The organism is Streptomyces sp. Edi2 (assembly GCF_040253635.1).
Lineage (GTDB): Bacteria > Actinomycetota > Actinomycetes > Streptomycetales > Streptomycetaceae > Streptomyces.
Window position 1 is genome coordinate 3,534,195 of sequence record NZ_JBEJGX010000003.1, and the last position, 14,635, is coordinate 3,548,829.

Below are 14,635 nucleotides of genomic sequence, written 5' to 3' on the forward strand. Positions count from 1 at the left end.
TGAAGCGCTGACGGCGTCGGGCGCCGAGCCGGCAACTGAGCGCCGGGAGGGGCCGCCACGTCATCCGTGGCGGCCCCTCCCCATAGGGTCACTTGGTCAGGACCAGGCTCACGTTGTGGCCGCCGAAGCCGAAGGAGTTGGCCAGCGCGGCGTTCCAGCGGCCGGTGCGGTTCTCGCCCTGCACCACGTCCAGGTCGATCCTCGGGTCGAGGGTGTCGAGGTTGCGGACGGCGGGGGCCACGCCGTCCCTGAGCGCCAGCAGCGCCGCCATCGCGCCCACCGCACCGGAGGCACCCAGCATGTGGCCGGTCATGGATTTCGTGGCGGTGACAGAGGCATGGGTGCCCACCGCGCGGCCGATCGCCTCGGCCTCGGCCAGGTCGCCGGACTCGGTGGAGGTGGCGTGGGCATGCACATGGCCGATGTCCCGCGGGGACAGGTCCGCATCGCGCAGGGCCAGTTCGATGGCGTGGACCTGGCCCGCCGCGTCGGAGGCCGTGATGTGGTTCGCGCTGGAGCTGACGGCGCTGCCGGCCAGCGTGCCGTACGCGGTGGCGCCGCGGGCCCGGGCGAACCCGGCGCGCTCCAGGACCATGATTCCCGCGCCCTCGCCCATGACGAAGCCGCTGCGGGCCGCATCGAACGGGCGGGACACCGACTCCGGGTCGGCGGACTGCGTGGAGAGCGCCTTCATCTGGGCGAAGGCGGCGAGGGTGAACGGGTGCAGACAGGCCTCGACGCCGCCCGCGACCACCACGTCCACCCGCCCGGCGCGGAGCAGGTCGAGGCCCATCGCCAATGCCTCGGCACCGGACGCACAGGCGCTGACGGGCGTCCTGGCCCCGCCCTTGGCGCCCAGGTCCATGCTGACCCACGCGGCTGGTCCGTTGGGCATGAGCATGGGAACCGCGAAGGGCGAGAGCCGGCGCGCCCCGGACTTCTCGAAGAGGTCGTCCTGGCCGAGCGTGGTGAGCACACCGCCGGTGCCGGTGCCGATGACCACGGCCAGCCGTTCGGGCTCGACCTCGGGCGCACCGGCGTCCTGCCAGGCCTCGCGCGAGGTGAGTATCGCCAACTGCTCGCTGCGGTCCAGCTTCCGGGCCTCCGTACGCGGCAGCGCGGCGGCCGGATCCCCGGTGAGTCCGGCCGCGACGCTCACCGGGAGGTCCATGGCCCACTCCTCCTCCAGCGCGCGCACCCCGGACTCTCCCGCCAGCAGCCCCGACCAGGACGAGGACGCATCGGCGCCGACCGGAGTCATCGCCCCGATACCCGTCACCAGCACCTGGCCGTTCTCGGTCATCTTCGTCTCCTCTGACCTCATAGAAACCGCACAAAGCCCATGGCGGGCCCGTAGAGATCATCTCAGCGGTGAGCTCGCCAAACAGGGGGCGGGCAAACCGATTTCAGCGGCGGGAAGTTGTCACTCCCCCACAACAACGGGCATGCCCTCAACGCCGGACGACCACCGTGATCCGCGTCCGTTCCGCTCGTCCGCTCTACTCGTCCGTTCCGTTCGTCCGTTCCGTTCGTCCGCCCTGCCGGCCCATTCCGCGCGTCCGCACGGCGTCGCCTCGCCGCGCGTCGCCTCGCGCCGCCTCGAGTCGCCTCGAGTCGCCTCGAGTCCGACGGTGATGGGGCGCTTTTTCTTTCGCGCCGCAATACCTCCGAAAGTCCGGCGGCCGGCCTCGGCATCGGGCATGTCCGCCGTTCCGCAACCGGCGCGAAGAAGACAAAGGCGGGCCCCGGCAAGAGAAGTGACATGACGCTTTCCGGATCGGGGCGGGCACACCGGCCGGATGGCGCAAGAGAGGAAGTGCGCGGTGCCGGGTATCCGGACTCACCGACGGCAGGGAAATCCAATATTCAAGTTACCTTGGGTATGCGCCAGAAGCGCACCCCTCGACGGCCGCATACGGCGAACACCGCGCCACGAAGACGGAGAGCCCGCACCGTCCGGCGTCTGTCTCTTCAGTGGGCTCAGTCCGGCACACGGGACGGCCCGTACGCCTGAAGACCGCTGACCAGCCGTCGAGTTGACGGCTCCTCAGCAGGCCCTGGGCGGGGTCCATTCACACGAACACGGTACGAACAGGGCGGCTTGCGGGGCCGTTTGCCCGATACCGCCATGGCGGCACTTCACTTGGTAACCCGGGATATTTCCGGCACAGTTTTTCGCGCGCGACTCTCGTCGTCCGCACCGTCAAAGTCCCTGCGTTCCCGGCGTGTTCCGGTGAGCGGCAGGGACCTCGGGTCTATATGGTTGTTTGTTCAAGGTCTCAAAGCTGCGGCTGAGCAGTGCCCGGAGCCGGACTTGAACCGGCACGGCCCGTAGGCCAGCGAGGTTTAAGCTCGCCGTGTCTGCATTCCACCATCCGGGCCTGGGCTCCCCCATGCCACCTCAAAGAGGCAGCACGAGCGTAGCCCGCAGCGCACGACACGGACCGGCCGCTCTTCCCGAGGTTGTCTTATTTTATTGGCAACTGAGGGTGCATCAGCGCCGGGTACAGGCCTTGGGCACATGCCTGAGGCCCGCCTTCGCCAGAACACCCCGCAACGCAATTTCTTGTCCGAATTGACGGAAAGTCGACGCCCTCTCCGAGCCCCCCGCGCCGCCGCAGCGCCGGCCGCCCGGCCACTCCGGACGCAGTAGCGCCCGTCAGGGTTCCGCTCCTCCCCAGGGATGACACCCGCTCCACGGCTACCTCCCAGGTGTGGCCCAGGACGGGCACAGGGGTTGACGTCCGCGCCCAGGGCTCTGTCCCACGATGGAGAGGTCCGCTTCCGTCCGCGGTAGCTGTCCTCACGGCCGTCGCGGATGCGATGGTCCTTCGTCCCGACAGGAGCCCCTTCCCGTGACCACCACCCACACCGGCGTCGCCACCGCCCCCCGCACCGCCGCGGCGGCCGCCCGCGCCACGGACCTCACCAAGGTCTACGGCCAGGGCGAGACCCAGGTGGTCGCCCTGGACGCGGTCTCCGTCGAATTCCGGCAGGCCCAGTTCACCGCGATCATGGGCCCCTCCGGGTCCGGCAAGTCGACGCTGATGCACTGCATGGCAGGGCTGGACTCGATCTCCGGCGGCTCCGCCAGGATCGGCGACACCGAACTGACCGGTCTGAAGGACAAGAAGCTCACCCAGCTCCGGCGCGACAAGATCGGCTTCATCTTCCAGGCGTTCAACCTGCTGCCGACCCTGAACGCCCTGGAGAACATCACCCTCCCCATGGACATAGCGGGCCGTAAGCCCGACCGCGCCTGGCTGGACCGCGTCGTGGAGACCGTCGGCCTGGCCGGCCGCCTCAAGCACCGCCCCGGCCAGCTCTCCGGCGGCCAGCAGCAGCGCGTGGCGGTCGCCCGTGCGCTGGCCTCCCGGCCCGAGATCATCTTCGCCGACGAGCCCACCGGAAACCTCGACTCGCGCTCCGGCGCCGAGGTGCTCGGCTTCCTGCGCAACTCCGTGCGCGAACTGGGCCAGACCGTGGTGATGGTGACCCACGACCCGGTCGCCGCCTCCTACGCGGACCGCGTGGTCTTCCTCGCCGACGGCCGGATCGTCGACGACCTCCCCGCCCCGACCGCCGACATGGTGCTGGAACGCATGAAGGGCTTCGACAACCGGCCTCGTACGACCTGATCAGCAGCCGCCGCCAGAACTCCGGACCTCTCCTCCAGGACCCACCATGTTCCGTACCGCCTTGCGCAATGTGCTTGCGCACAAGGCCCGGCTGCTGATGACCGTCCTCGCCGTGATGCTCGGCGTGGCCTTCGTCTCCGGCACCCTGGTCTTCACCTCGACCATCTCCGACGCCTTCCGCACCAGCTCCCAGAAGAGCTTCGACAACATCGACGTCGCCGTCACACCGCCGTCGTCCGACGGGCCTCCCGGCAGCCCTGCCGGGAAGGCGCGGCTCGACGGCAAAGCGCTCGACACCCTGGCCCGGCTCCCCGGCGCCGCCTCCGTCACCGGCACCGCCAACGGCTTCACCGGCATCGGCGACAAGGACGGCAAGCTGATCGGCCAAGGCGGGAACAGCCGCGGCAGCAACTACTTCCCCGGCAAGGACGGCAAGGACGCCCGCTATCCGCTGAAGCAGGGCACGGCCCCCGTCGGCGCGGACCAGTTCGCGCTGGACGCGGGCACCGCCGCGAAGGGCGGCTACCACGTCGGCGACACCGTCCGGATCTCCGCCGACGGACCGGTCCGGGAGCAGAAGCTGACCGGCGTCTTCACCACCGACGACGGCCGGGTCGCGGCCGGCGGCTCACTGGCCCTGTTCGACACCAAGACCGCGCAGAAGCTGTTCGGGCTGTCCGGCGGATACAGCGAGATCGATGTCGAGGCCGCGTCCGGGACGTCCCAGACCGCACTGCGGCAGGCGGTCGACAAGGCGCTGCCCCAGGGCAGCGCCACCACCGCCACCGGCAAGGAACTCGCCGACGACGAAGCCAAGATGATCGACCAGAGCATGAAGGGCATGCGGACCGCGCTGCTGGCCTTCGCCGCCGTCGCGCTCTTCGTCGGCATCTTCCTGATCGCCAACACCTTCACCATGCTGGTCGCCCAGCGCACCAAGGAGCTGGCGCTGCTGCGGGCGGTCGGCGCGAACCGGCGCCAGGTCACCCGCTCGGTGCTGATCGAGGCGTTTCTCATCGGTGCGATCGCCGGTGTCTCGGGCCTGGTGGCCGGAGTCGGCATCGCCGCACTGCTGCGGGAGGTGCTGAACGGCTTCGTCGCGAAGTTCCCCGAGGGGCCGCTGGTGGTCTCGCCCTCCACGGCCGTCGCCGCCCTGGGCATCGGCATCGTCATCACCGTCCTCGCCGCCTGGCTGCCCGCCCGGCGCGGCGCGAAGGTCCCGCCGGTCGCCGCGATGAACAGCGTGCACGCCGTCGCCACCACCAAGTCGCTGCTGGTCCGCAACACCCTCGGTGCGCTCGTCGCGGGCGCCGGTACGGCCTCGGTGATCGTCGCCACGTCCGTACACGACGACGTCACCGGCAATGTCATGCTGGGCGGCGGCGGGATGCTGCTGCTGATCGGCGTGTTCATCCTGACGCCGCTGCTGTCCCGTCCGCTGATCGCACTGGCCACCCCCGTCCTGCGCGCCTTCGGCACCTCCGGCCTCCTCGCCCGGCAGAACGCGCTGCGCAATCCGCGCCGTACGGCCACCACCGCCTCGGCGCTGATGATCGGGCTGACCCTGATCACCGGCATGACGGTGATCGCAGGCAGTACGCAAAAGGGCATCGACCGGTTGGCCGTCGATTCGCTGAAGGCCGACTACACCCTCTCGATGCAGGGCGGCGCCCAGCTGCCCACCAGCGCGGAGAGGCAGGTCCGCGACGTGCCCGGCGTCACCGCCGTCAGCCCGATGCGCGCGAGCATGGCGAAGATCGGCACCGGCCGGGCCGCCCAGCAGCCCACCCCGCTGACGGGCGTGGACGGGGCGCACTTCGGCTCGCTCGTACGCCCCGACATCAGCGAGGGGTCGCTCGGTACCCTGCGCGGCGGCCGGGTCCTGGTGGACCAGGGCACCGCCACCCGCAACGACTGGCGGGCCGGCTCACGGCTCCCCGTGACGTTCCAGGACGGCAAGAAGTCCACCCTGACCGTCTCCGGCGTCTACAAGGGCAACCAAATGCTCCAGGGCGTCTACCTGGACGTCCGCACCCTGGCTCCGCACCAAAAGAACCTCGGCGACAAGCAGCTGCTGGTCAAGATGGCCGGCGGCGCCACCGACACGCACAAGAACGACCTGGTCAAGGCGCTCGGCAAGAACCCGGCGGTCACCGTCGCGGACAAGAAGGACATCTCCAGCGCCATCGCCTCGATGTTCACCCTGCTGCTGAACATGCTCTACGGGCTGCTGGCCATGGCCGTGATCGTCGCGGTGCTCGGGGTCGTCAACACCCTGGCGATGTCGGTCTTCGAGCGCTCGCAGGAGATCGGCATGCTGCGCGCGATCGGCCTGGACCGGCGCGGCATCAAGCGGATGGTGCGGCTGGAGTCGCTGGTCATCTCGCTGTTCGGCGGGGTGCTCGGCATCGGGCTCGGCGTGTTCATGGGCTGGGCGGTCGGCCGGCTGATCAGCCTCCACCTGCCCACCTACGAACTGGTGCTGCCGTGGGCCCGGATGGGCGTCTTCCTCGGCCTGGCCGCGCTCGTCGGCGTCCTCGCCGCGCTGTGGCCGGCGTTCCGGGCGGCGCGGCTGAACATGCTGGCCGCCATCAAGGCCGAATAACGCCTCCGGCACCGGCCCCGTGCCCGCCCGCTCCGTCACGGCAGCGGGTGGGCGGGCGTCGTTCAGCCGCGGTAGGTAGGGGCGTTCAGCCGCGGTGGGTGCCGGTGCGCCAGTCTCGCGCCCGCAGCGGCATGCCCGACGCCCCGGGCTCCGGCGTCCGGACGGCCAGCACCTGGTTGACTCCTATCCGGTTGCGCTCGAAGGACAGCGCGCACGCGGCCATGTACAGCCGCCACACCCGGGCCCGGCCCGGGGAGGTGAGCCGCGCCGCCTCGTCCCAGTGCTCCTCCAGGTTGGCGACCCACTGCCGGAGCGTCAGGGCGTAGTGCTCCCGGATCGCCTCCACGTCCCGCACCTCGAATCCGGCCTCCTCCAGCTGGCCGACGGTGCGGCCGAGCGGGGCCAGTTCGCCGTCCGGGAACACATAGCGGTCGATGAACTCGTCGACGTGGTACGCCTCCTCGTCCGGGACCGGCCGCCGGGCGATCTGGTGGTTGAGCAGCCGCCCGCCGGGCTTCAGCCTCGCGTACAGGGCGTCGGCGTACTCCGCGTACTGGGTGCGGCCGACGTGCTCGGCCATGCCGACCGAGGAGATCGCGTCGAACGGCTCATCATGGATCTCGCGGTAGTCCTGCACCCGGATCTCGACCCGGTCGGCCAGCCCGGCTTCGGCGATGCGCTTACGGGCGAAGGTGGCCTGCTCCTCGGAGAGGGTGATGCCGACCGCCCGTACGCCGTATTCGCGGGCCGCGTGCAGCACCATCGAGCCCCAGCCGCAGCCGACGTCCAGCAGCCGCAGGTCCTTCCGGAGGCCGAGCTTGCGGCAGATCAGGTCCAGCTTGTCGCGCTGGGCATCCTCCAGAGTGGCGACGCCGTCCCCGGCGGTCCCCCAGTATGCGCAGGAGTAGACCATGGACGGGCCGAGCACCAGGGCGTAGAAGTCGTTGCCGACGTCGTAGTGGTGGCTGATGGCTTCCTTGTCACGCCGCAGGGTGTGCAGCGGTCCGCGGCGGCGTCTGACCTCCTCCGCGGGCGGCGCCGGCGGGACGGGGGCGCCGGCCAGGGCCAGCAGCTCCCGGGCGGCGGCGCGGATCTCCGGGCGGGCCAGGGCGCGCAGCACGGGGGCGCGGTGCGGCGTGGGGGCGTCGCTGCGCTCCCAGATCAGCCCGGCGAGCCGGTCGAGCGCTTCGTAGAGATCGCCGTCGATGTCGAGGTCGCCGGCCACCCAGGCGCGGGCCAGGCCCAGCTCGCCCGGCCTGAACATCATCCGGCGCAGCGCCCGGCGATGGCGGATGACGAGTGTGGGTGCCCCCGGCGGACCCGACTCGCTGCGGTCCCAGGCGCGGATGCGCACCGGGAGCGGAACTCCCAGCACCTCCTCGGCGAGCTTGGTGAGCCGTTCAGCGGCGTCGGCCATGTCGCACACCTCCGTGTTGACGAGTCGGGCAAAGAAGATTCACCCACCACGCAAACGCCAATGGGGCGCCCGGATAGTCCCGTTCACACGCAAGAGAACCGCACACCGCTCGGTTTTCGCCAGAGCGGACACGCCAAAGGGCGCCCGCCCCACGGATGGCGGACGCCCTTCGGGCTGGTCGGAGTACCCGACCGGGAATTCAGGAAGCCTTGGCCTTGGTCTTGTCCCCGGCCTCGGCGGCGGTCGGCGGGGCCGGCGCCGGCTTGGCGGCCTCGTAGAACTCCTCGCGGGGGTTCTCCATGGCGCCGAGCGAGACGACCTCGCGCTTGAGGAACATGGCCAGCGTCCAGTCCGCGAAGACCCGGATCTTGCGGTTGAACGTCGGCATCGCCATGCCGTGGTACGCGCGGTGCATGTACCAGGCGAGACGGCCCTTGAGCTTGATCTTCATCTTGCCCATGACGATCATCGCGACGCCCTTGTGCAGGCCCAGACCGGCGACCGCACCCTTGTTGGCGTGGCTGTACTCCTTCTGCGGGAAGCCCCGCATGCCGGAGAGCACGTTGTCGCCGAGGACCTTGGCCTGCCGCAGCGCGTGCTGCGCGTTCGGCGGGCACCAGGCGTTCTCGTTGCCGTTCTTGCGCCCGACCAGGTCCGGGACCTGGGCGTTGTCGCCGGCCGCCCAGATGTAGTCGGTGCCCTGCACCTGGAGGGTGGTGCCGGTGTCGACGTGGCCGCGCGGGCCGAGCGGCAGGCCGAAGCGGGCCAGCGCCGGGTTCGGCTTGACGCCGGCGGTCCACACGATGGTGTTGGAATCGACCTCGAGGCCGTTGTTGAGCTTCACGTGGCCGTCGACGCAGGAGTCCATGCCGGTCTTGAGGTAGACCTCGACGCCGCGGCTCTCGAGGTGCTCCTTGCCGTAGGCACCGAGCTTCGGGCCGACCTCGGGGAGGATCTTGTCGGCGACGTCGACCAGGAGGAAGCGCATGTCCTCGCGCTTCACGTTGTTGTAGTACTTGGCGGCGTCGCGGGCCATGTCCTCGACCTCACCGATGGTCTCCGCACCCGCGAAGCCACCGCCGACGAAGACGAAGGTGAGCGCCTTGCGGCGGACGTCCTCATCGGTCGTGGAGTCGGCCTTGTCCAGCTGCTCCAGCACGTGGTTGCGCAGGCCGATGGCCTCTTCCACGCCCTTCATGCCGATGCCGTTCTCGGCCAGGCCGGGGATCGGGAAGGTGCGGGAGACCGCGCCCATCGCGATGACCAGGTAGTCGAAGGGCAGCTCGTACGCCTCGCCGACCAGCGGGGCGATCGTGGCGACCTTGCGGTCCTGGTCGATGGTGGTGACCCGGCCGGTGAGAACCTCCGCCTTGGGCAGCACACGTCGTAGCGGCACCACGACATGGCGGGGGGAGATGCTGCCGGCTGCAGCTTCAGGGAGGAAGGGCTGGTACGTCATGTACGAGCGCGGGTCGACGACCGTGACGGTCGCCTCGCCGTACCGCATCTGCTTGAGGATGCGACGTGCCGCGTACAGGCCTACGTACCCACCGCCTACAACGAGGATCCTGGGACGCTCCGTGGTGCTCATGCAATCGAGTATCCACCCCCACATGGGGGGTCGCTCGTGAGCCCCTTCACAAGCAACCGGGAGGCATCTGCTACACTCCGCCGGCTTCGTGATCGACGCCATAGTCCAAACCGGAACCACCGTATGACGCGAGGCGTTGGAGACCCCTGTTGATCAGGGATTGTCGTCCGCCGGGCGGGTGAACCACCGCCTCCGTGAGCGCGCCGCCCGCGCACCGGCTGCCGCGCATTTTCCGGGTCGAGGGGCCCTTGAGCCTTCGAATGAGGGTCGGACGATCAGATTGTTCGCCCAACGGGAGGCTTTTTCATGTGAAGGATTTCACGAACTTTCTCCGCCGCCCCCTCCGCCGCCCCCTCCGCGGAGCCCTCCGAAGCCCCCCGGAGTGCGCTCAGACGGGCATCTCACCCGCTCAAAAGGCTCCTCGGCAGAGGCCGTTGCCGGCCTCTGCCGCTTCTGCCGCACCCCTCAGCCGGCGAGGCTCCAGGCGATGCCGTCGAGGATGTCGTGCTCGCTCGCGATGACCTGCTCGGCGCCCGTCCGTTCCATGACCGACAGCAGCACCAGCGCCCCCGCGCCGATCACGTCGACCCGGCCCGGGTGGACCACGGAGATGGCAGCGCGCTCGGCATGGGTGGAGGACAGCAGGCGCTCGGTGATCTCGCGGACCTCGGCCAGGGAGATCACCGAGTGGTGGATGGCCCCGGAGTCGTACCCCTCCAGGCCCCGCGCGATCGCGGCGACCGTGGTCACCGAGCCGGCCAGGCCCACGAGGGTGGCGGCCTCGTCCAGCGGGACGGTCTCCGCGGCCCGGTCCAGCGCCGCGGAGATATCGGCCTTCATGGCGCTGATCTGCCCCGGGGCCGGCGGGTCGCTGATCTCGCCGCCGTGCACCAGATGCCGTTCGGTCATCCGGACGCAGCCGACGTCGACCGAGCGGGCGGCGCGGACGGAGTCGGCGCCGAGCACGAACTCGGTCGAGCCGCCGCCGATGTCGACCATCAGGAAGGGCCGTGCCAAATCCGCGCGGCCGGTGAGCTCCTTGGTGGCGCCGATGAAGGAGAACTCCGCCTCCTGGTCGCCGGTGATCACCTCGGGCTCCACGCCCAGGATGTCCCGCACACCGCGGACGAAGTCGTCGCGGTTCTCCGCGTCCCGGGAGGCGGAGGTCGCCACGAAGCGGACCTGCTCGGCGCCCAGGCCCTTGATCACCGCGGCGTACTCGCGGCAGACCGCGAAGGTGCGCTCCAGCGCCTCGGGCGCCAGCCGCCCGGTGCGGTCCACGTCCTGTCCCAGCCGGACGATCTCCATCCGGCGTTCGAGATCCTTCAGCTCTCCCGCCACCCCGGGCCCGGAGCCCTCGGGCACGGTGACGTCCGCGACCAGCAGCCGGAGGGAGTTCGTACCGCAGTCGATGGCGGCGACCCGCTTCACTTGGCGTCTCCTTCGGCAGCGTCCCGGTCTCCGGGGGCGTCCTGGCCGCCGGAGGTGTCCTGGCAGGGGCTCACGCACGGCCCCTTCTTCCACCACTCCGGCAGCATCGCCAGGGCCTCGTCGCCGAGCGGGTTGACGCCCGGGCCGGCGGCCAGCGAATGGCCTACGAGGACATGCAGGCACTTGACCCGGTCCGGCATGCCGCCCGCGCTGGGGAAGCCCTGCAGTACGTCGATGGCGTCCCGCCGCCGGATGTAGTCCTCGTGGGCGGCCCGGTAGGCGGCGGCCAGCTCGGGGTCGGTCGCCAGCCGCTCGGTCATCTCCTTCATCACGCCGTTGGCCTCCAGCGTGCCGATCGCGGAGGCCGCGCGCGGGCAGGTGAGGTAGTAGAGCGTGGGGAAGGGCGTGCCGTCCTCCAGGCGCGGCGCCGTCTCGACGACATCCGGCTGCCCGCAGGGGCAGCGGTGCGCGATGGCGCGCAGGCCGCGCGGCGGGCGGCCGAGCTGTTCCCGGAAGGCGGCGATGTCCGCGTCGGTGGGCTCGGTGGGCTCGGTCTGGGGCGGGGGGGTGTCCATGTGCGCTTTCGGTGAGGTGAGTGGTGAGGTGGCGGCGGGGCGGCCGTCCGGCCCCGACCCTACGGGCTGCCGCCCGGCGGCGGTACGGGCAGCCGGAGGCTACCGCTTGTCGGCCGCGTCGACGGTGTCCCACAGATTCTCGTACCAGGGGCGCTGCGCCGCTTGCGGCCCCTTGGGGGCGGAGCCGGCGGCGGAGCCGTCCTGGACGATATAGCCGGTCTCGCCCGGCATGACGTAGTGCAGATGCCGGCGGGCCTGCTGGCGTACGAAGTCGGGGTCCTGCCAGCGGGCCTTCTGCTCGCGCAGCCGGTCGAGGGCGGCGCCCGCGTCCTGCGCCTTGCGGCGCTGGTCGGCGATGTCGGAGCGCTGGGAGACGTACTGCCTTATCGGGTACGCGAGGGCGACCACCAGGGAGCACATCACCAGCGCCAGCAGAGCGGCGCGGCCGGTGAGGCGGTTGCGTCGGGGCGGGCGGGCGCGGTAGACGCGGGCGGCGGCCTGCTCGCCGAGCGCCTTGAGTCGGGTCGCGGTCGAGAACCGGTCCGCGGGCACGTCGTCTCCCCTTCACTGACGGACGCCGGACTGCTTCAAGCAGCTACGTCCCCGGCAACGGTACGGGACCGTCGCCGGGGACGTACGGGGTGCCGGGCGGTTGCCTCGCCCGATCGGCCCTCTGCCCCGGTCGGGCGGGCAGCGGGCCGTCCGGGGTCAGCTGCCGTGGCGGAACCGCGGGAAGGCGGAGCGGCCGGCGTAGACCGCGGCGTCGTCGAGGATCTCCTCGATGCGCAGCAGCTGGTTGTACTTGGCGACGCGCTCGGAGCGGGCCGGGGCGCCGGTCTTGATCTGGCCGCAGTTGGTGGCGACGGCGAGGTCGGCGATGGTGACGTCCTCGGTCTCACCGGAGCGGTGCGACATCATGCACTTGAAGCCGTTGCGCTGGGCCAGCTCGACGGCGTCCAGGGTCTCGGTCAGCGAGCCGATCTGGTTGACCTTCACCAGCAGCGCGTTGGCGGAGCCCTCCTCGATGCCGCGGGCCAGGCGCTCGGGGTTGGTGACGAACAGGTCGTCGCCGACGAGCTGGACCTTGGCACCGAGCTTGTCGGTGATGACCTTCCAGCCGGCCCAGTCGTCCTCGAAGAGCGGGTCCTCGATGGAGACCAGCGGGTAGGCCGCGACCAGCTCCTCGTAGTACTCGGTCATCTCGGCGGCCGAGCGGTCCTTGCCCTCGAACTGGTACTTGCCGTCCTTGTAGAACTCGGAGGCGGCGACGTCCAGCGCGAGCGCGATGTCCTGGCCGGGGGCGTAACCGGCCTGCTTGACGGCCTCCAGGATGAGGTCCAGGGCCTCGCGGTTGGAGCCCAGGTTCGGGGCGAAGCCGCCCTCGTCACCGAGGCCGGTGGACAGGCCGCGCTCCTTCAGGACCTTCTTGAGGGTGTGGTAGACCTCGGCGCCCCAGCGCAGCGCCTCGGAGAAGGACTCCGCGCCGATCGGGGCGATCATGAACTCCTGGATGTCCACGTTGGAGTCGGCGTGCGAGCCGCCGTTCAGGATGTTCATCATCGGAACGGGCAGCACGTGCGCGTTCGGGCCGCCGAGGTAGCGGAACAGCGGGAGGTCGCTGGCCTCGGAGGCGGCGTGCGCGACGGCGAGGGAGACGCCGAGGATGGCGTTGGCGCCGAGGGAGCCCTTGTTGTCGGTGGCGTCCAGGTCGAACATGGCCTGGTCGATCAGCCGCTGCTCGGTGGCGTCGTAGCCGACGAGCTCCGGGCCGATCTGCTCGATGACGGCCAGGACGGCCTTCTCCACGCCCTTGCCCAGGTAGCGGTTCGGGTCGCCGTCACGAAGCTCGATGGCCTCGAAGGCGCCGGTGGAGGCGCCGGACGGCACGGCGGCACGGCCGGTGCTGCCGTCGTCGAGGCCGACCTCGACCTCGACCGTGGGATTACCTCGCGAGTCGAGAATTTCGCGGGCTACGACGACGTCGATCGACGGCACGTTGTCTCCTTCGTGGGTGTCTGGCGTTCTGCGCATGAGCCTAACGGCCCCGGGTGCGTCAGCCTGCCCTTGGCCCGCTCCGTGGGACGGAACGGCCCGGAATGCTTCTCAAAAGCCCAATTAGCGGGGCATTTACGGCATTGTTCGCCGAACGGGGAAAAACCTGGAAAGGTGCCGGTCACCGGCGTGCGGCCGCCCCGACTGCGGCGGGCCCGGGCGCGGCGCCGGACGAGAAAAGCCCCGCCGCGACGCGCTCGGGGGAAGGGCGCGCCGGGCGGGGCGGTCTCACAGGGAAGCCGGTCTCACACAGGAAGGGGGCCCGCCGCTCGAGCCCGCCCGGTCCCGGTGAGGGGAGGCTCAGACGTTGAGCTTCTGACCCGGGAAGATCAGGTTCGGGTTGCCGCCGATGACCGACTTGTTGGCCTTGTACACGGACTTCCAGTCGCTGCCGTGCGCCTTGGCGATCTTGGCGAGGGTGTCGCCCGCCTTGACGGTGTAGTTGCCGTGGCCCATGGACTTGCGCTCGGTCGAGCGCGAGGCGTGCTGCTCGGGGGCGGCCGGGGCCTTCTTCGTCTCGGCCTTCGCGGAGCCCTGGTCCTGCTGGGGCGCGGACTTGGTCTGCGCGGAGCCGGAGGTGTCGACGTCGGCCGCGGGGCCGCCGGAGGTCAGGTTGCCGGCGCCGGCGCAGGACCAGGCGCCCGGGCCCTGGATGGCGAGGAGCTTCTCGGCGGCGGCGATCTGCTGGGACTTGCTGGCCAGGTCGGCACGCGCGGCGTACTTGGTGCCACCGGCGGCGGCCCAGCTGGAGTTGGAGAACTGCAGGCCACCGTAGTAGCCGTTACCGGTGTTGATCGACCAGTTGCCGCCGGACTCGCACTGGGCGACCTTGTCCCAGGTGGAGACGGAGGCGGCGGAGGCGGAGGTGGCACCCATCAGCGGGACGGCCACGGCAGCGCCGGCGATGCCGGCGAGGGTGGCGACGCGGACGGCCTTGGACGGACGGCGGTGCTTGCCCTTGATGATCAGCATGGCTGGTTCGTTTCCTCACCGACGCCTACGAGGTGAGCTGTCGGGTTCGGGCTGTGAGAATCGCCCGGCCGTGTGCGCGTGGCGCACGCGGCTTCACCCCAAGCCGGTTGACCCGCTTTCACGGGCGGGGCCGGCACTTACCTTGGTTCCCCCGCTCCTGCCTTCGGCGCTTGCGCGTCAAGTGCCTCCGATCACCGGCAGGACTCGGCGTGTGATCAAAGGGCCCGCTTTGGCGAGCGGTCCTGACGTTAAGCAGTAATGGGCTTGGGGTTCAAACCCCACCATCTGAACCAAGTTGACCGCTTTTGATCACGAGCGGGTCACATTCCCGCAGGTGAACCCCGGTTTGCCGAG

10 protein-coding genes, 1 tRNA gene and 1 riboswitch are annotated in these 14,635 nt (G+C 70.4%); of the genes, 2 read left to right on the forward strand and 9 right to left on the reverse strand.

The features are described from left to right. Positions 1 to 88 precede the first annotated feature (88 nt). Together ABR737_RS18825 and ABR737_RS18830 are read right to left on the reverse strand one after the other, a co-directional pair. Positions 89 to 1,303, reverse strand: coding sequence for a beta-ketoacyl-[acyl-carrier-protein] synthase family protein (locus ABR737_RS18825; RefSeq protein ID WP_350251324.1), 1,215 nt, complete (start codon positions 1,301 to 1,303; stop codon positions 89 to 91). 996 nt (positions 1,304 to 2,299) lie between these two features. Further along, positions 2,300 to 2,381, reverse strand: a tRNA-Leu gene (locus tag ABR737_RS18830). 474 nt (positions 2,382 to 2,855) lie between these two features. Between ABR737_RS18830 and ABR737_RS18835 the strand changes: the two genes are divergently transcribed. Together ABR737_RS18835 and ABR737_RS18840 are read left to right on the forward strand one after the other, a co-directional pair. After that, positions 2,856 to 3,638, forward strand: coding sequence for an ABC transporter ATP-binding protein (locus ABR737_RS18835; protein ID WP_350251325.1), 783 nt, complete (start codon positions 2,856 to 2,858; stop codon positions 3,636 to 3,638). A 46-nt stretch (positions 3,639 to 3,684) separates the two neighbouring features. Further along, positions 3,685 to 6,243: an ABC transporter permease gene (locus tag ABR737_RS18840; protein ID WP_350251326.1), complete on the forward strand. Its 2,559-nt coding sequence runs from the start codon at positions 3,685 to 3,687 to the stop codon at positions 6,241 to 6,243. Between the two features lie 85 nt (positions 6,244 to 6,328). Here the strand turns inward: ABR737_RS18840 and ABR737_RS18845 are convergent, their stop codons facing one another. The 7 genes from ABR737_RS18845 to ABR737_RS18875 form a co-directional block, all read right to left on the reverse strand. After that, positions 6,329 to 7,660, reverse strand: a complete 1,332-nt coding sequence (locus ABR737_RS18845; RefSeq protein WP_350251327.1) for a class I SAM-dependent methyltransferase — start codon at positions 7,658 to 7,660, stop codon at positions 6,329 to 6,331. Between the two features lie 199 nt (positions 7,661 to 7,859). Further along, positions 7,860 to 9,251, reverse strand: coding sequence for an NAD(P)/FAD-dependent oxidoreductase (locus ABR737_RS18850; RefSeq protein ID WP_350251328.1), 1,392 nt, complete (start codon positions 9,249 to 9,251; stop codon positions 7,860 to 7,862). A gap of 465 nt (positions 9,252 to 9,716) precedes the next feature. Further along, positions 9,717 to 10,682, reverse strand: a complete 966-nt coding sequence (locus ABR737_RS18855) for a Ppx/GppA phosphatase family protein (RefSeq protein WP_350251329.1) — start codon at positions 10,680 to 10,682, stop codon at positions 9,717 to 9,719. Then, positions 10,679 to 11,257, reverse strand: a complete 579-nt coding sequence (locus tag ABR737_RS18860; RefSeq protein WP_350251330.1) for a DUF501 domain-containing protein — start codon at positions 11,255 to 11,257, stop codon at positions 10,679 to 10,681. The genes ABR737_RS18855 and ABR737_RS18860 overlap by 4 nt, the downstream gene beginning before the upstream one ends. Positions 11,258 to 11,356: 99 nt before the next feature. Continuing rightward, on the reverse strand, positions 11,357 to 11,809 hold the full coding sequence (locus ABR737_RS18865) for an FtsB family cell division protein (RefSeq protein WP_350251331.1): 453 nt from the start codon (positions 11,807 to 11,809) through the stop codon (positions 11,357 to 11,359). Positions 11,810 to 11,965: 156 nt separating this feature from the next. Then, positions 11,966 to 13,252, reverse strand: a complete 1,287-nt coding sequence (eno, locus tag ABR737_RS18870; protein ID WP_235449704.1) for a phosphopyruvate hydratase — start codon at positions 13,250 to 13,252, stop codon at positions 11,966 to 11,968. A 357-nt stretch (positions 13,253 to 13,609) separates the two neighbouring features. Beyond that, entirely contained in the window at positions 13,610 to 14,281 is a 672-nt protein-coding gene (locus ABR737_RS18875) for a transglycosylase family protein (protein WP_350251333.1), read from the reverse strand. Positions 14,282 to 14,288: 7 nt separating this feature from the next. Beyond that, a riboswitch (cyclic di-AMP (ydaO/yuaA leader) is annotated at positions 14,289 to 14,460 on the reverse strand. Positions 14,461 to 14,635 lie beyond the last annotated feature (175 nt).

Bases quoted from the DNA above. Each gene is read 5' to 3' on its own strand.
- ABR737_RS18825 (WP_350251324.1), bottom strand. From the start codon at position 1,303: ATGACCGAGAACGGCCAGGTGCTGGTGACGGGTATCGGGGCGATGACT.
- ABR737_RS18840 (WP_350251326.1), top strand. From the start codon at position 3,685: ATGTTCCGTACCGCCTTGCGCAATGTGCTTGCGCACAAGGCCCGGCTG.
- ABR737_RS18845 (WP_350251327.1), bottom strand. From the start codon at position 7,660: ATGGCCGACGCCGCTGAACGGCTCACCAAGCTCGCCGAGGAGGTGCTG.
- ABR737_RS18850 (WP_350251328.1), bottom strand. From the start codon at position 9,251: ATGAGCACCACGGAGCGTCCCAGGATCCTCGTTGTAGGCGGTGGGTAC.
- ABR737_RS18860 (WP_350251330.1), bottom strand. From the start codon at position 11,257: ATGGACACCCCCCCGCCCCAGACCGAGCCCACCGAGCCCACCGACGCG.
- ABR737_RS18875 (WP_350251333.1), bottom strand. From the start codon at position 14,281: ATGCTGATCATCAAGGGCAAGCACCGCCGTCCGTCCAAGGCCGTCCGC.